15 protein-coding genes and 1 pseudogene are annotated in these 15,280 nt (G+C 67.8%); 5 read left to right on the forward strand and 11 right to left on the reverse strand.

The genetic code is table 11. The annotated features are described in order from the left end of the window. Positions 1-4 precede the first annotated feature (4 nt). The 9 genes from LVB87_RS13980 to LVB87_RS14020 form a co-directional block, all read right to left on the reverse strand. On the reverse strand, positions 5-529 hold the full coding sequence (locus LVB87_RS13980) for a PilX N-terminal domain-containing pilus assembly protein (RefSeq protein WP_232898562.1): 525 nt from the start codon (positions 527-529) through the stop codon (positions 5-7). Then, entirely contained in the window at positions 526-1,548 is a 1,023-nt protein-coding gene (locus tag LVB87_RS13985) for a prepilin-type N-terminal cleavage/methylation domain-containing protein (RefSeq protein WP_232898563.1), read from the reverse strand. The genes LVB87_RS13980 and LVB87_RS13985 overlap by 4 nt, the downstream gene beginning before the upstream one ends. 8 nt (positions 1,549-1,556) lie before the next feature. Further along, the gene (gene pilV, locus LVB87_RS13990) at positions 1,557-2,015 is read right to left on the reverse strand and encodes a type IV pilus modification protein PilV (protein ID WP_232898564.1); all 459 of its coding nucleotides are present in this window, start codon (positions 2,013-2,015) and stop codon (positions 1,557-1,559) included. A gap of 11 nt (positions 2,016-2,026) precedes the next feature. Next, a complete protein-coding gene (locus LVB87_RS13995; RefSeq protein ID WP_232898565.1) occupies positions 2,027-2,656 on the reverse strand; it encodes a GspH/FimT family pseudopilin in 630 nt (209 codons plus the stop codon). Between the two features lie 153 nt (positions 2,657-2,809). Further along, the gene (locus LVB87_RS14000; RefSeq protein ID WP_232898566.1) at positions 2,810-4,249 is read right to left on the reverse strand and encodes a DHA2 family efflux MFS transporter permease subunit; all 1,440 of its coding nucleotides are present in this window, start codon (positions 4,247-4,249) and stop codon (positions 2,810-2,812) included. Between the two features lie 25 nt (positions 4,250-4,274). Beyond that, the gene (locus tag LVB87_RS14005) at positions 4,275-4,697 is read right to left on the reverse strand and encodes a YciI family protein (protein ID WP_232898567.1); all 423 of its coding nucleotides are present in this window, start codon (positions 4,695-4,697) and stop codon (positions 4,275-4,277) included. A gap of 164 nt (positions 4,698-4,861) precedes the next feature. Next, positions 4,862-5,299, reverse strand: a complete 438-nt coding sequence (locus tag LVB87_RS14010; protein ID WP_232898568.1) for a hypothetical protein — start codon at positions 5,297-5,299, stop codon at positions 4,862-4,864. Positions 5,300-5,437: 138 nt separating this feature from the next. After that, positions 5,438-5,653 carry a hypothetical protein gene (locus LVB87_RS14015; RefSeq protein ID WP_232898569.1) on the reverse strand — a complete coding sequence of 72 codons (216 nt, stop codon included), beginning with the start codon at positions 5,651-5,653 and terminating at the stop codon, positions 5,438-5,440. A 67-nt stretch (positions 5,654-5,720) separates the two neighbouring features. Continuing rightward, positions 5,721-6,929, reverse strand: a complete 1,209-nt coding sequence (locus LVB87_RS14020; RefSeq protein WP_232898570.1) for a low temperature requirement protein A — start codon at positions 6,927-6,929, stop codon at positions 5,721-5,723. A 17-nt stretch (positions 6,930-6,946) separates the two neighbouring features. Between LVB87_RS14020 and LVB87_RS14025 the strand changes: the two genes are divergently transcribed. The 3 genes from LVB87_RS14025 to LVB87_RS14035 all read left to right on the forward strand — a co-directional run bounded on the left by LVB87_RS14025 (position 6,947) and on the right by LVB87_RS14035 (position 10,198). After that, on the forward strand, positions 6,947-7,786 hold the full coding sequence (locus LVB87_RS14025) for an NAD-dependent protein deacetylase (protein WP_232898571.1): 840 nt from the start codon (positions 6,947-6,949) through the stop codon (positions 7,784-7,786). 98 nt (positions 7,787-7,884) lie between these two features. Beyond that, positions 7,885-8,271 carry a BlaI/MecI/CopY family transcriptional regulator gene (locus LVB87_RS14030; RefSeq protein WP_232898572.1) on the forward strand — a complete coding sequence of 129 codons (387 nt, stop codon included), beginning with the start codon at positions 7,885-7,887 and terminating at the stop codon, positions 8,269-8,271. Then, positions 8,264-10,198, forward strand: coding sequence for a M56 family metallopeptidase (locus LVB87_RS14035; RefSeq protein WP_232898573.1), 1,935 nt, complete (start codon positions 8,264-8,266; stop codon positions 10,196-10,198). Before LVB87_RS14030 ends, LVB87_RS14035 begins: the two co-directional genes overlap by 8 nt. 72 nt (positions 10,199-10,270) lie before the next feature. Here the strand turns inward: LVB87_RS14035 and LVB87_RS14040 are convergent, their stop codons facing one another. Next, positions 10,271-11,596 carry a DEAD/DEAH box helicase gene (locus LVB87_RS14040; protein ID WP_343223399.1) on the reverse strand — a complete coding sequence of 442 codons (1,326 nt, stop codon included), beginning with the start codon at positions 11,594-11,596 and terminating at the stop codon, positions 10,271-10,273. A gap of 300 nt (positions 11,597-11,896) precedes the next feature. Then, positions 11,897-13,036 (reverse strand): right-handed parallel beta-helix repeat-containing protein, encoded by a 1,140-nt coding sequence (locus LVB87_RS14045; RefSeq protein ID WP_232898574.1) that lies wholly within the window; start codon positions 13,034-13,036, stop codon positions 11,897-11,899. Positions 13,037-13,502: 466 nt separating this feature from the next. Between LVB87_RS14045 and LVB87_RS14050 the strand changes: the two genes are divergently transcribed. After that, a complete protein-coding gene (locus tag LVB87_RS14050; RefSeq protein ID WP_232898575.1) occupies positions 13,503-14,489 on the forward strand; it encodes an MBL fold metallo-hydrolase in 987 nt (328 codons plus the stop codon). Further along, a pseudogene (locus LVB87_RS14055) lies at positions 14,489-15,280 on the forward strand (exodeoxyribonuclease III); the annotation flags it as partial. The gene LVB87_RS14050 and the pseudogene LVB87_RS14055, both read left to right, overlap by 1 nt.

The raw sequence follows: 15,280 nt of genomic DNA on the forward strand, positions 1-15,280 counted from the left end.
CCGTTCAGGGCACTGCGTAAGTGGTTTGCAGGATCACCGTCGCGCGGCCGGCGGCCTGGCTGCGCGAGGTGATGCGATAGCGGGACTCGAGCACGGTGCAGGTGGCATCGGGCGAGACGTCTTCGGTCGTCGTGCACGTGCCGCGCGGCGGCACGTCGTTGGCAAGGAATTCGATGTAGTAGTTCGGGCGCGCCGTATTCGGGAGCGCGGTGCCCTGGCGAGCAGCGGCCCACACGGTCGCGTCCTTCCAGCGCGGCGGATCGGTCGCGAGCGGGCGTGCGCACACGCCGTTGTTGCAACCGCTGGCGGGAATCGTCGGCTTCGTCGCGGCCAGCGCTTCGCCTTCGCGCAACGCGGCTTCCGCGGCCTGGAAGCTCAGGCTGCGGTCGGTCATGTTGGAGCTCATGCGCTCTTCGAGCAGCGTGCCGCGCAGGCTGACGATGGCCAGCATCGACATGACCACGAGCAGGATCAGCACGACGATCAGCGCGATGCCGCGCTGCGATTGGGGACGTTGGCGGACGCTCATGGGACTCGGTTCCGAAGGGTCACGGTGTGTTCCAGGCGGCGCGGGATCGCGTCGCCGCCTTCGCCGGTGTTCGCGCCGAGCAGCGTCAGCTGCACGCGCACGGCCAGCACGTTGGTGCTGCCCCAGTTCGCGGCGCTGATGGTGCTGGCGTCGGCATAGTCGTTGGCGCCCAGCAGCAGGTACTGCAACTGCATGTTGGTCACGCCTTCGGCGATCTCGCGGTTTTCGATGGACAGCACGCCGGCGTTGTTCACCAGCGCGGATTCGAACAGCGACGGCCCCCGCGCCCCGTTGCCGATGTACCAGCGCTCCATGCGCATGCGCGAGATGTACGCGTTGGTCGCATAGGTGTAGGGGCTGCCCGAACCGGCGCAGTTGGCCGGCAAGGAGTAGCCGACCCCGCGCGTGCAGTTGCCCGGCGTGCCGGCGGTGTCGTGCGTGATCGTGGCGGTGACGCCCGGGTTGGCGCTGCTCACCTGCACGATCGCGGCGTGGTCGAAGTCGCACAGCATGACCAGGTCGCCGGAGGAAATGCCGTGGTTGACGGTGTTGACGGTCAGCTGCGCGGCGGCCTGGTTGGCCGCGGTGATCGCCACGCCGTCGTTGGTGGCGGACTTGAGTTCGATCGCATCGGTGCCGTTGATGCGCTGGCCGAACGCAGTGCCGATCGGGGTGTCCGTGCCCGACAAGGCCTGGTTGCCGTCGTAGCCGTGGATCGGCGAATCGAAGTTGTAGTACCAGGTGCCGGCGAAGCCGTTGAGCAGGTTCACCGTCGGCAGCGAGGTTTCGCAGGCGCTGCTGCCGGACTCGCGCATTTCGCGCGACATCAGTTCGAAGGCGTTGCGCACCGACTCCTGCGCACGCGAGAGGTTTTCGGTCGAGGCGTAGACCTGGCGGTTGCTGAGGAACATCGCCAGCGCCGCGGCGGTGACGATCAGGCCGAGCAGCAGCGAGACCATCAGCTCGACGAGGGTGAAGCCGGCCTGGTGGCGACGCACGGGGAGGATCGATCGGGTCATGTGCGTGCTCACAGCAGCGTGTTCGTGGTGACGAGTTCCTGCGCAGACCCGCCCTTCGAACGCGAGTTGTCCCACCACACCTGGATCCTGCAGGACGCGGTGCCGCAGGTGATCTGGCCGCAGGTGTTCGGACCCAGGATCTGCGGGTCCTGCATGGTGATGAGCCAGTGGCGAAGGTCGTTGGCGACCAGGTTGCCCGGATCGGGCAGCGTGCAGGTCTTGTTGATGTTGTAGCCGCCGATCATCGCGACCGGGCGGTTGGCGCGCATCGCATCGAGGATCGCGTAGGTCTGCGCGACCGCCTGGCTGCGTTCGAGCGCGCTCTGGCTGTTGCGCAGCGAGGTGAGTTGCATGGCCGCGATGCCGAGCAGGCCGAAGGCGAGCACGACGACGGCGACGAGCACCTCGACGAGGCCGACGCCGCGCTGGCGGCGTTGGGACGATGCAGGAATGCGGGGAGTCTTCATGCGGGAGGCACTCAGGAGTTCGGCGGCGTGTTGCACGCGCCGTTGGCGACGGCGACGCGCGTGATCCCGATGCGGCTGCCGGTGCCGATGGCGACGCGGCGGACGTTTTCGGGGGGACGCTTGGTCTGCATGCACAGGTCGAAGGTGCCGGTGAGCAGCGACGTGCCCAGCAGGTTGCGTGCGTAGCCGTCGGGCAGGTACACCACGCGGATCCCCTGCGGGATGTTGCTGCTGGCGAGCACCGTGATCTTGTCCGGCACGGTCGACCGGCGCAGCAGGCGATCGGTGCCGGCGTTGTAGGCGTTGTTGTGGTTGACGTCGACGAAGGTGATCCAGCCCGTCGAGTCGGTGGCCCCGGCCGCGGCGCAGGTCGGCGTCGCGGTGTTGGCGGTCTTGCTCAGGCACACCATCGTGTGGTCGTTGTAGCGGATGGCTTCGATGCGCGCGGTCTGCAGCGAGACCAGCAGCTCGTTCGACGCCGTCGCCAGGCGACCGTTGTTGATGGTCACCTGGAAGCTGGGCACGGCCACGCCGAGGAGGATGGCGGCCACGACGATCGTGACCATCAGCTCGACGAGGGTGAAACCCGCCGCACGTTGGCGCGCGTAGCCCGCACGCGGGCCGCGTTCAAAAGTGTCCACTGCAGATCCCCTTCCACGTCCGCCGCCCCCCAAGGACGGCAGAATGGTCCCCATTAGCAGGAAATCTCAGCCATATGTAAAGGCGAACCGCCGGTTCTGCCGGCTGAGCGGTAAGTTGACCGGGATGAACGTCTCAGTCGCGAGATGCGCGTCTCACTCGGCCAGTGGCTCGACCCCCTCGGGCGCCGCGTCCGGCATCCTGGCGCGGACGACCAGCCATCCGTAGAGGCCCGCCGCGGCCGCACACGCGGCCCCGAGCAGGAAGGCCACGCGATAGCCCCCGTTGAGCGCGGCCCGCAGCTCCGCACCCGCGGCCTGCAGGGATGCGGTTTCGGCGGCCGCGAAGCTCGCCAGCACGGCCAGCCCCAGCGCCCCGCCCATCATGAAGGCGGTGTTGACCAGGCCCGACGCCAGGCCCGAGTCGGACGGCGCGACATCGCTCATCGCCGCGAGAAGCACCGGATTCAGGGCCATGCCCGCCCCGAACCCGAGCAGCACCATGCCCGGCAGGACGTGCGTGGCGAAATCGCCCTCGACCGGCGCGAAGGCGAACAGCGACAGCCCCGCCGCCGCGAGCAGCAGGCCCACCGCGATCGGCCCCCGGATGCCGAAGCGCATGACGATCCTCGCCGAGAGCCCGAGCGAGAACGCGGCCATGATCAGGTTGGCCGGCAGGAAGGCCAGGCCCACCTGCATCGGCCCGTAGCCGAGCACGAGCTGCATGTAGAGCGCGGAGAGGAAGAACCACGCGAACATCGCCGCGGCCCACAGCACGCCGATCACGTTGGCCGCCGCCACGTTGCGCAGGCGGAACATGCCCAGCGGCATCAGCGGTTCGCGCACGCGCGCTTCGATCGCGAGGAACGCGGCGAGCAGCACCACCGCCGCCGCCAGCATCCCGAGCGTTTGCGTGGAGGTCCATCCGATCTCGTTGCCGTTGACGATGGCGTACACCGCCAGCATCAGCGCCGCCGTCACCGTGATCGCACCGGCGACATCGAGCTTGCCGCCCGCCGCATGCCCGCTGCCGCCCGGCAACAACCGCAGGCACCACGCGAATACGACCGCGCCGAGCGGAATGTTCACCAGGAAGATCCAGTGCCAATCCAGCGTGCTGGTGAGCAGCCCGCCGAGCAACACGCCGACGCTGCCGCCGCCGGCACACACGAAGCCGTAGATGCCCATCGCCTTCGCGCGGTCGGCGGGCGTCTGGAACAGCATCATGATCAGCGACAGCGCGACGGCGGTGACCACCGCGCCGCCCACGCCCTGCACCGCGCGCGCGGCGACGAGCATGCCCTGCGAATGCGCGAGCCCGCAGGCCAGCGACGCACCGGTGAACACCACGATGCCCGCGAGGAACAGCCGCCGGTGCCCGTACAGATCGCCGAGCCGCCCGCCGAGCAGCAGGAAGCCGCCGAAGGTGAGCATGTAGGCGTTGACCACCCACACGAGCGAGGCGTCGGTGAAGCGCAGGTCCGTTTTGATGGACGGCAGTGCGACGTTCACGATGGTGGTGTCGAGCACGATCATCAGCACGCCCAGGCACAGGACGATCAGGGCGAGCCAGCGGCGGCGTTCTTCGAGTTGCATGCGGGGGTCCGTTGTCGTGGCGGGGTCAGTGCTTCGCGCCGCGCAGCAGTTCGGCGCTGCGCTCCTGCACGTCCTTCGGCACCACGTCGCCGAAATCCTCGAGTTCGTAGACCGGGCGGATCTCGATGTCGGAGTCTTCGTCCGGCATCGGGTTCGGGCAACGCTTCGCCCATTCGATCGCCTCTTCCATCGATTGCACCTGCCACAGCCAGAACCCCGCGACGAGTTCCTTGGTTTCGGCGAACGGACCGTCCGTGACCGTGCGATTGCGGCCGGAGAAGCGCACGCGCGCGCCGGCGGAGGACGGCTTGAGCCCTTCCCCCGCGAGGAGGATGCCGGCCTTGGCCAGTTGTTCGTTGAACTCGCCCATTTCGCGGAAGAGTTCTTCTGTGGGCATCACGCCCGCCTCGGAATTGGGGGTCGCCTTGACGAAGACCATGACGCGCATGACGTGCTCCTGTGTGGTCGTGTGGGGGTTACGACTGGAACGACGAACGGCGGGATCGGGAATCGACACGATCCGCCAAATTTTGTTCCGGCGTCGGAATGCGGCCCGGACAAGGCGACGGCGGCCCGGGGGCCGCCGTCGAAAACGTTCCAGCGAGAAGCCGATTACTTCTTGGCCGGCGCGCCCGCTGCGTCGCTCGCCGCTTGCTTGGCGGCGTCCTTCGCTGCGGAGGCCGCGTCCTTGGCGGCATCCTTCGCTGCGCCCGCCGCTTCCTTGGCGGCGTCCGTCGCGGTGGCGGCGGCGTCGGCGGCCGAAGGTTCGGTCGTCGGCGTCATGTCGCTCGCCTCGCCGGTGGCCGGCGCCGTCGCCGACGACGGCATCGCAGCGGTCGAAGGCATGGCAGGCGTCATCGGCGCGCCAGGCATCGTCTCGGCCGGCGTCATCGGCGCAGGCGGCATGGTCTCCGCAGGCGCTGCCGCCGTCGAAGCGGCCGGCTCTGTCGGCGTGGCTTCTTCGTGCTTCGTGCAGCCCGCCAGACCGAGTGCCAACAACGCACCGCAAGCCAGCGCGAGCCGGGTCTTGTACAACGTGTCGTTCCGCATGCTGCCTCCTCCTCGTCCGGGCACCGCTGCCCGCGTTGGGTGCGGGAGGAATACGGGAAACGCCGTGACGACCCGGTGGTCGTCGTGTTCAGACTGCGTAAGCCGGCGCGCGAACGCATGCTCGGCCGTGGGCGCAGTTCAGGGTCGGCGCCAGCCGTGTTCCTCCATGCATTGGTCGAACGCTCCCTCGCGCTGCTTGCCCGCGGGAAGGTCCTGCGTTTTCGTGTCGCAATCGGCCTGCGCCGTATCGAACGGCGTCGCGCCCTTGCCGGTCCACCCGTGGTTGCCGGTGGCGCAGCCCGCGAGGAGCGCGGCGACCAGGCAGGCGAACTTGAGGGGCGAACGCTGGCGCATCGAAGGATCCGGCCGAGGGCAATGGCGCGCATCCTGCCCCAACTACGGCCGCTTGTCGCGTCCCCCCTCACGCCTCCACGGGAGGACGCGCCCCGCGCCGGATCGCCAGCGATTCCCAGGCCGCGACCACCAACAGCACGCCGTTGGCGATCAGCGCCAATGCGAGCGGCGAGAGCACGCCTGCCCATGCGAGCCCCGCCACCGCACCGAACATCGCCAGCCCCACCAGGTGCGACAGCGGCGGCGCACGGCGATTGTTGGTGATCCATTTGAAGAGCGCGTTTCCGAGCAGGTACAGCCACGGCCCGCCGATCACCACCGCGAGCCCGAAGCGCGGCACCTGGTGCGGATGCGCGAGCACGAGTTCATCGGCGACCGCGCACACGATGATGCCCGCGACGATCAGGATGTGCGCATACGTGTAAGCCGAACGCGCTTCGCGGCCCGGATCGCGCGCGCTCTCGATGCGGCGCGTCGCGCGCGGTGCACCGGTGTCGAAATAGATCCACCACAAGAGCACCGAACCGAGCACGGCGTTGGCGAAGGCGAGCAGCGTGTCGCCGTTCCAGTCGAGCGCAGCGAAGGTGGCGCCGGTGACGAGCAGCGATTCGCCGAGCGCGATGATGATGAACAACCCGCAGCGTTCCGCGAGGTGGCCGCCGACGACATCCCAGTCCTCGATCGTCGACCGCCCCAGCCCCGGCACCCAGAAGTACGCGAGCGGCGCGATCGTCTCGATCGCCAGCGCGAGCGCCCACCAGCCGAAGCGCACGTCGTGCGTATTGAACGCACCCACGATCCAGCACACCGATGACACCAACAGCCACGCGAGGATGCGCTGGAAGTTGCGGCGCATGTTCGGGTGTTCGCCGCGCACGGCCCACAGGAAGAACACGGTGCGGCCCAGCTGCATCGCCACGTAGGCGCAGGCGAAGACCATGCCGCGCGAATCGAAGGCCTGCGGGATCGCCACCGACACGCACAGCCCCGCGAGCATCAGCGCGAGCACGGCCACGCGCACGGGAATGCGTTCCGGGTCGAGCCAGTTGGTCACCCACGAGGTGTTGATCCACACCCACCACACACCGAGCAGCAGCAGGCCGACCTGCGCCATGCCCGCGGGCGTGAGGCCGGCCAGCAGCGTGTGCGAGAGCTGCGTCACGGCGAAGACGAACACCAGGTCGAAGAACAGTTCGACGAAACCGACCTTGCCGCTGTCGTGTTCACCGCGCGTGCGCAGGAGCGAAGTGCGGGGGCGGCGCAGGGTCGCGGGCATCGGCGCATCATACGGGCATGCCTGCCACGGCCGTCCACGCCCCTGCCCTCGCCGATTGGTTGCGCGCGCACCCGCGCGTGTTCGTGCTGACCGGCGCGGGCTGCAGCACCGGATCGGGCATTCCGGATTACCGTGATCGCGACGGCGCGTGGAAGCGCAGGCCGCCGGTCACGTACCAGGCCTTCGTCGGGGATCCGGCGACGCGAGCGCGTTACTGGGCGCGCAGCCTTGCGGGCTGGCCGATGGTGTCGCGCGCGCGGCCGAACGCGGCGCATCGCGCGCTGGCGGAACTGCAGGCGCGAGGTCGCATAGCGCGGCTGGTCACGCAGAACGTGGATGGCTTGCACCAACGTGCGGGCAGCGTCGATGTGCTCGACCTGCATGGACGCATCGACGCGGTGCGTTGCCTCGCCTGCGATGCGCGCGTTGCGCGCGAGGACGTGCAGGCGCAGTTGATCGCGTGCAATCCGGAATGGACGCACGCGGTGGAGGAAGCGGCGATCGCACCGGACGGCGATGCGGACCTGGACGCGATCGACACGACGGCGTTCGTCGCGCCGCGTTGTGCAGCGTGCGGAGGCTTGCTCAAACCCGATGTGGTGTTCTTCGGCGAGAACGTGCCGCGCACGCGGGTGGATGCGGCGCAGCAGGCCTTGCAGGCGAGCGACGCGATGCTCGTCGCGGGTTCTTCGCTGATGGTCTATTCGGGCTATCGCTTCGCCCTGAAGGCGCGCGAAGCCGGACTGCCGCTTGCGCTGCTGAGCCTGGGGACCACGCGGGCCGATGCGTTGGCGACGCTGAAGCTCGATGCCGAGTGCGGACAGACCCTCGAAATGGCCGTCGCTTCGCTCGAATAGGCCTTTCGCCCCCATGACTTACGACCTAGACAATTTGGTCTAGACAAACCGTTCTAGACGGCGTAGCGTGCGTCGGCAAGTCCAAAGGCCACGCCCGAATGTCCGATCGCAAGCCCACCGCCGCCGAACTCGATCTCCTGCGCACCTTGTGGGAGCTCGGCCCGGCTACCGTGAAGGACGCCCACCAGGCCATGCAGGCCGAGCGGCCGAGCCTGACCTACGCCAACGTCCTGCGCCTGATGCAGGTGATGCACGGCAAGGGCCTGCTCACCCGCGACGAAAGCCAGCGCTCGCACGTCTATGCCCCGGCGCAGGCGCAGGACGCGCTTCAAACCAACCTGCTCACCGACCTCATCCAGAAAGCATTCGCCGGCTCCGGCAAGCACCTGGTCCTCGCCGCACTCGATGCGCACGTGACCGATGCCGAACGCGAGGAGATCCGGCGCCTGCTCGAGGACACCGCGAAGGAGTCGCCCGATGAGTGAATTCACCGCTGCGCTGGTGCCCGCCGTCGGGCAGGCGCTGATCCAATTCACCTGGCAGGGCGCGCTGATCGGTGCGCTGGCGGCGATTGCGTTGCGGATCGCGCGCGAGGCACGGCCGCAGGTGCGGTATGCGATCGCCTGCATCGCCATGCTCGCCTGCGTGGTGGTGCCGGTCGCGAGCGTGCTGCTGGCGTTCGGCGATGCGCAGACCGGGGCCTTCATCGCAGCGCGTGCGCCCATTCGATTCATCGAAGCCTCGAACGATGCGGTTGTCGCGCTCGATTGGCGCACGCGGCTCGAGACGATGTCGCCGCTGATCGTCGCACTGTGGGCCACCGGGGCCAGCGTGTTCTGCCTGCGCACACTGTTCGGCGTGGCGTGGGTGGCACGCATGCGCGCGACCACGCAATCCCCGCTGCAAGCGCAATGGCAAGCGCGCCTGGATGCGCTGGCCGAACGCTTCGGCCTGCGCGGCGTTGCGCTGCGCCTGGTCGATGCGCTCGATTCGCCGGTCGCCGCAGGTTGGTTGCGCCCCGTCGTGCTGCTGCCGACGTCGGTCGCGCTGCGCATGCCGGTGGAACTCGTCGATGCCCTGCTCGCCCACGAACTCGCCCACGTGCGTCGTCACGATTACCTGGTGAACCTGCTGCAGCGCGCGGTCGAAGCGCTGTTGTTCTACCACCCGGTGACCTGGTGGCTGTCGCGTCGCGTGCGCATCGAACGCGAACTCATCGCCGACCGCCTCGCCGCCGATGCCATCGGCGATCCGCGCCGCCTCGCCGTCGCACTCGCGGCCTTGTCCGAACTTCCCGTCCGCCCCGCCCTTCCCCACCTCGCACATGCCGCCCATGGAGGCCAGCTGATGTCCCGCATCCAGCAATTGATCCGCTCGCAGTCGCGTGCCCAGCGCACCCCGCCGGCCGGACGCGTCGCGCTTCCCCTCATCGGCATCGCCGCGGCGTGCGTGGCCTTCTATGCGCAGGCGCAGATCGGTCACGCGCCCAACATCGCGACGCCCGCCGTCACTGCCCGGCCTGTTGTTGCAAGCGCCCCGAGCGCCATGGCCACGCCTGTCGTCGCCGCGTCTCCCGCAGTGAAGGCAACGCCCGTCGTGGCCGCCACGCCCGCCGTGCAGGCCACGCCCGTCGTCGCGCAAGTCACGCACTTCGGCAACGACAAGGACCGCGACGCCTGGGCCATCGTGCGCAAGGGCGAGGACGGTTACTCGATGTCCGGCTCCGCGGGCGACATGCACGACATCGACGCCGCCAAGCGCGCGCTGCAGGACGACTTCGTGTGGTATCGCCACGCCGGCAAGGCCTACGTGATCGACGATCCCGCGATCGTCGCGCGCGCCCGGGCCGCGTGGAAGAACACCGACGCACTCGGCAAGCAGATGTCCGCCCTCGGCGACCAGATGTCGGTGCACGGCAACAAGATGGAAGCGCTCGGCAAGCAGATGGAAGCCCTGTCGAAGGACAACACCCCCTCGGCGGCGATGATGCAGGCGAGCGAGCGCATGAGCGCGCTGGGCAAGCAGCAGAGCGAACTCGCCGGCCGCCAGCAGCTGATCGCGATGAAGCAGCGCAAGGCCGACAGCGACGCCGAGAACGCGAAGCTCGATGCGGAAATGGACAAGCTCGGCGAAGAGATGGACAAGCTCGGCGAACAGATGGATGCGCAGGGCGCGATCGTCGATCGCGAATCGGCGAAGCTCGATCGCAACAGCGAACCGATGGATGCGCTGGGCCGCCAGATGGACGAAGCGTCCAAGCCGATGGACGAACTCGGCAAACAGATGGATGCGCTCGGCAAGCAGCAGGAAATCGAAGCACGCAAGGCCGAGAAGACGCTCAGGGCCCTGATCGGCGAAGCGGAAAGCAAGGGCCTTGCGAAGCCGGCACCGGGTCGCAGCTCCGCGCAGTAACGCGCAAGTCGTTCCCCCCAACGAAAAACGCCAGCCGCGAGGCTGGCGTTCTTCTTTCAACGGACGTTGCGATCAGGCGCGCGAGTCGCGGCGCGTGCCGCTGGCGGGCTTCCCGTTGCCGCCACCGCGATGCTGCTTCGGACCGGCGTGCGCATGGCGCGGCTGTTGGCCGCTGGGCTTGCCATGCGGACGATGCCCGCGCTGCGGACGCGGACCGCGCGGCGCATTGAAGGGCGCGTTGTCGCTGCGCATCTGGCGGCTCGGTTCGAAACCGGGCACGGTCTCCATCGCGATGTCCGCCTTCAGCATGCGCTGGATCTGGCGCAGCAGGCCTGCTTCGTCGGGCGAGACCAGCGACAGCGCTTCGCCCTGCGCACCGTTGCGGCCGGTGCGGCCGATGCGGTGCACGTAATCCTCCGCGACCATCGGCAGGTCGTGGTTGATCACCAGCGGCAGGTTCACGATGTCCAGGCCGCGCGCGGCGACGTCGGTGGCCACCAGCACGCGCGCCTTGCCCGACTTGAAGTCGTTCAACGCACGCTGGCGCGCCGCCTGGCTCTTGTTGCCGTGGATCGCCACGGCCGCGAGGCCGGCGTCTTCCAGCTGTTCGGCCAGGCGGTTGCAGCCGTGCTTGGTCTTGCCGAACACCAGCACCTGCTCGGTGTGGCGCTTGGCAAGGATGTCGATCAGCAGCTCGCGCTTGCGCGGGCCGTCGACCGGGTGCGCGCGATGCACGATGGTGTCGGCGATCGTGTTGTTCGCCGCGACCTGCACCTGCTGCGGGTTGCGCATGAACTCCAGCGCGAGCTGGCGGATGCGCGATTCGAAGGTCGCAGAGAACAGCAGCGTCTGGCGATTGGTCGGCACGCGCGCGATCACGCGCTTGATCGAGGGCAGGAAGCCCATGTCGAGCATGCGGTCGGCTTCATCGAGGATGAGCATTTCCACCGCATCGAGCTTCGCGGTGCCGCGCTCCAGGTGGTCGAGCAGGCGGCCGGGGCACGCGACGAGCACGTCGACGCCGCGGCGCAGCTGTTCGATCTGCGGCTGCATGCCGGCGCCGCCGTAGATCGACGTGATGTTCAGGCGCAGGTGCTTTCCGTAGGCGCGCAGGCTGTCGTTGACCTGCACGGCGAGTTCGCGGGTCGGCACCAGGATCAGGGCGCGCGGCTTGCGCGGACCCTTCACCGCGGCCGGCTGGCCTTCGGCCAGGCGCTGCAGCAACGGCAGGCCGAAGGCAGCGGTCTTGCCGGTGCCGGTCTGCGCGCCGCCGAGCACGTCGTGGCCGGCGAGGACGAGCGGGATCGCGTCGGCCTGGATTGGCGTGGGCGTGTTGTAGTTGGTTTCGGCGAGCGCGCGCAGCAGCGCGGGCGCGAGCCCGAGGCTTTCAAACGTCATGGATGGAGCTCCGATGTGGTCGCACGCCGCATGCGGCGTGCACTCGAAGCTTTCCCTGGAACCGCGCTGTCGAGTCAGTTGTGCGCAGCAGGCAAGAAGGCCTGTGCGTGTCGCGCAACGAAAGAGGTACGGGAGGATCGCCTGTGGGCGATCAAGGGCCGGGAAAACGCTAGGCCGTGCGCGAGCGGCGCGAACCTTAACACGGGTCGGGGGCCAAAAGGGGCGGCCGGGGCCGATCGCATGAAAAAAACGGCGCCCCGGAGGGCGCCGCTTCATAAACCGGGTTCTGCGCCCGGCTGCTTACTTGTAGGAGTTGGTCCCGATGGTGCGCGAGGACGAGCTCTTCCACAGGATGTCGCGCTCCACCTTGCTCGACCAGCCGGTGAGCGTGAACGGGGTGCGGGACCTGGCGCCCAGTCGCGTGTAGTTCTGGTACGACATGTTGCCGCTGTGGGTCACGCCCGAGGTGCCGGTGTTGTAGACGATGCCGGTCGCCGAGTTGTAGCGGAACGTGTTGTTGGTGACCTTCAGGCCGGAAATGCCGTTCGTCCCCATGCCCAGGCTGCCGTTGTGCTCCAGCGTGCACCCGGTGATGGTGACGTTGGTGGAGCGCTTCCAGATGTTCAGTCCGTACTTGGCGTTGTTGTTCAAGCGGCAGTTCTGGATGAGGATCGCCGTGGCGCGGCCGTTCTCGTCCGGTTCGATGTCGATGCCGCACTCGGGCGAGGTGCCCTTGCTGTAGCTGAACTCGGAGTCGTAGACCTTGACGTTCGAGCAGTTCGTGATCGACAGGCCCTGGCGACGGTTGCCGGTGGAGATGATGTTGGCGATCACCACGTCGTAGGCATTGCCGCCGATGCACACGCCATCGCCGGTGCACTTGGACACGCGCAGGTCGCGGATGGTGACGCGCTGCGAACCGCCACCGACCGAGATGCCGTGGCCCCACTCTTCCGTGCTGCTCGAACCGAAGATGTGCGTGTCGCGATCGCCGACCAGCTGGCCACCGGAGACTTCCACGTCGGTCTTGCCGCTGATGTTGATGAGGTAGTGGCGCGAGAGCGAAGTGGTCTTCGCCTTGAGGATCGCACCGGAAGCCAACTGCAGGTGCATCTTGCTGCGCAGGTTGATCTTCTTGCCGGTGTCGATCATGTACGTGCCGGCCGGAATCGTGACCGTGCCGCCGGTGGTGGGAAGCGAGTTGATGGCGGCCTGGATCGCCGCAGTATCGTCATGCCGACCGTCGCCCACGGCGCCATAAGTTTTGACGCTGCGGATGGTGCTGCCGTTCGCGCGGTTCGGCGGCGTGGTCAGGGCGAAGGCGGGCAAGGAAACGCCCCCGATGACCATCGGTGCCATCATGACCATGGAGTTTCGGATGAATTCGCGACGAGGCATTCCTGCCTCGCGCACGGCGTGCACGAGCTTGGTGTCGTTCAAGGTGAAAACCCCTTTCGTTTTTGGATCGGCAAGAAAGTTGGCGAAGAGCCAGCCGATCAATGGAAGGAAGTCACGCTGCAATCACGATGGATCGGTCGATCAACTTGTCGACGTCTCGTGATGGCGTGGAGGGACTGTAACCGCTCGGGATGACTTTTCACCTACTCGTCATCGAATTGCTGAGCATTCGCACTCGATCGGCGCATTCACGTTGGGAACGATTCAGAGGCGTGAAAGCGACCACGCATGATTTAACGCGCATGTAACGCATCGCGTCGAATTGGACGCGCATATAGGCCAATGAATGCATGCATGCAGTGGCAAGCGCAGAGCTTGAAGCTGCGTTTTGCGCAGCGCAACAAGCATGCCGACACGCGGGCGACCGCCTGTATGCCTTTCTCGCGTTGCCGCTACAGACCGCCCCTCGAAAATCCCCCGAACGATGCGGGTTCATCATCTCAACTGCATGACGACCCGCCCGACGTCCGGGAGGTCGGCGTTCGAGCGCGGCCACCTGATCGCGCATTGCCTGCTGGTGGAATCGGAAAACGGACTCGTGCTCGTCGACACGGGCCTGGGCCTGGGGGATGTCACGGATCCCGGGCAACGGCTCAGCCGTTTCTTCCTGCGGCTGGTGAAGCCGGAATTGCATGCGGAGATGACCGCGGCGCGGCAGATCGAACGGCTGGGCTTCCGCGCCTCCGACGTGCGCGACATCGTGCTCACGCACCTGGATTTCGACAGCGCCGGCGGCCTCGACGACTTCCCGCGGGCGCGTGTACACCTGCTGGCCCGCGAGCGGGACGATGCCGCGCGGCAGAGGACCTGGATGGATCGGCAGCGCTACCGCCCGCAGCAGTGGTCCACGCGCAACCACTGGATCACCTACGAGCCACGGGAAGGCGAACACTGGATGGGCTTGCCCTGCGTGCGCGCGTTGAGCGGCCTGCCGGCGGACCTCCTGTTGGTCCCGCTGGCGGGACATACGCTGGGCCATGCGGGCGTTGCGATCCGCGCCGACGAGGGCTGGCGCCTGCACGCCGGCGATGCCTTCTTCGATCCGCGCGAGATCGACGAGCACCCGCACTGCCGCATGGGCCTGCGGCTGTACGAGCGCATGCTGGACCAGGATCGCCCCGCGCGCCTGCGCAACCAGGCGCGCCTGCGTGCGCTGCATCGCGCGCATCCCGACATCGAGATTTTCTGCTCGCACGATCCGCAGGCCTTCGAACGGCTGTCGGGGCGATCGTCGCGCGTGCCCGTGGCCGCGGGCGATACGGGCGATCCCTATCGCAAGATCGTGCGGCGGCCCGAGGTTGCGATGCACCCCTCCATCGCCCGCGAAGCCGCGCCCGGCATCGAGGTGTACGACCACGAAGTCGAGAACATCGACCTGGATTTCGAAACGCTCACGCCCGCGCGCGACGAAGAAGCGCCGCGCCAGACACCCTGATGCCGGCACGCAAGGGCGCCCCGCTCCGCATCGCGACCTTCAACGTCAACGGCATCCGCTCGCGCCTGCCCCACCTGTTGCAATGGCTGGAGCGCGAGCAGCCGGACATCGCCTGCCTGCAGGAGCTCAAGGCGGTCGACGAAAAATTCCCGATCGCCGAACTGCGCGACGTCGATTACGGCGCGTCGTGGCACGGGCAAGCCTCCTGGAACGGCGTGGCGATCCTCTCGCGCGGCAGCGATCCGATCGAAAGCCGCCGCGGCCTGCCCGGCGCGCGCGACGATGTGCAGAGCCGTTACCTCGAAGCCGCCGCGCACGGCGTGATCGTGGGATGCCTGTACCTGCCCAACGGCAATCCACGCCCTGGGCCGAAGTTCGACTACAAGCTCGCGTGGTTCGATCGCTTCCTCGCGCACGCGCAAGGCCTGTTCGACAGCGGCCATCCGGTCGTGCTCGCCGGCGATTACAACGTGGTGCCCACCGACGCGCTCGACATCTACGATCCGAAATCGTGGAAGAAGGATGCGCTCCTGCAACCCGAAACCCGCGAACGCTGGCAGGCGCTGCTCGCGCAAGGCTGGACGGATGCACTGCGCACGCTGCATCCGGAGGACAAGGTCTTCACGTTCTGGGATTACTTCCGCAACCACTGGCCGCGCAACGCGGGGCTGCGCATCGACCATCTGTTGCTCAGCGCGGACCTTGCGCCACGGCTGCGTGCGGCCGACGTCGATCGTTGGGTGCGCGACTTGCCGGGCGCGAGCGACCACGCGCCGACGTGGATCGAATTG

Origin of the sequence: Lysobacter sp. KIS68-7, from assembly GCF_021284745.1 — a bacterium.
Lineage (GTDB): Bacteria > Pseudomonadota > Gammaproteobacteria > Xanthomonadales > Xanthomonadaceae > Noviluteimonas.

What these genes read in the sequence shown, in the direction of transcription:
- LVB87_RS14035 (WP_232898573.1), top strand. Translation starts at nt 8,264, where the DNA reads ATGAGTGAATTCACCGCTGCGCTGGTGCCCGCCGTCGGGCAGGCGCTG.
- pilV (WP_232898564.1), bottom strand. Translation starts at nt 2,015, where the DNA reads ATGAAGACTCCCCGCATTCCTGCATCGTCCCAACGCCGCCAGCGCGGC.
- LVB87_RS14040 (WP_343223399.1), bottom strand. Translation starts at nt 11,596, where the DNA reads ATGACGTTTGAAAGCCTCGGGCTCGCGCCCGCGCTGCTGCGCGCGCTC.
- LVB87_RS14050 (WP_232898575.1), top strand. Translation starts at nt 13,503, where the DNA reads ATGACGACCCGCCCGACGTCCGGGAGGTCGGCGTTCGAGCGCGGCCAC.
- LVB87_RS13980 (WP_232898562.1), bottom strand. Translation starts at nt 529, where the DNA reads ATGAGCGTCCGCCAACGTCCCCAATCGCAGCGCGGCATCGCGCTGATC.
- LVB87_RS13985 (WP_232898563.1), bottom strand. Translation starts at nt 1,548, where the DNA reads ATGACCCGATCGATCCTCCCCGTGCGTCGCCACCAGGCCGGCTTCACC.
- LVB87_RS14030 (WP_232898572.1), top strand. Translation starts at nt 7,885, where the DNA reads ATGTCCGATCGCAAGCCCACCGCCGCCGAACTCGATCTCCTGCGCACC.
- LVB87_RS14005 (WP_232898567.1), bottom strand. Translation starts at nt 4,697, where the DNA reads ATGCGCGTCATGGTCTTCGTCAAGGCGACCCCCAATTCCGAGGCGGGC.
- LVB87_RS14020 (WP_232898570.1), bottom strand. Translation starts at nt 6,929, where the DNA reads ATGCCCGCGACCCTGCGCCGCCCCCGCACTTCGCTCCTGCGCACGCGC.
- LVB87_RS14000 (WP_232898566.1), bottom strand. Translation starts at nt 4,249, where the DNA reads ATGCAACTCGAAGAACGCCGCCGCTGGCTCGCCCTGATCGTCCTGTGC.
- LVB87_RS14015 (WP_232898569.1), bottom strand. Translation starts at nt 5,653, where the DNA reads ATGCGCCAGCGTTCGCCCCTCAAGTTCGCCTGCCTGGTCGCCGCGCTC.
- LVB87_RS14010 (WP_232898568.1), bottom strand. Translation starts at nt 5,299, where the DNA reads ATGCGGAACGACACGTTGTACAAGACCCGGCTCGCGCTGGCTTGCGGT.
- LVB87_RS14025 (WP_232898571.1), top strand. Translation starts at nt 6,947, where the DNA reads ATGCCTGCCACGGCCGTCCACGCCCCTGCCCTCGCCGATTGGTTGCGC.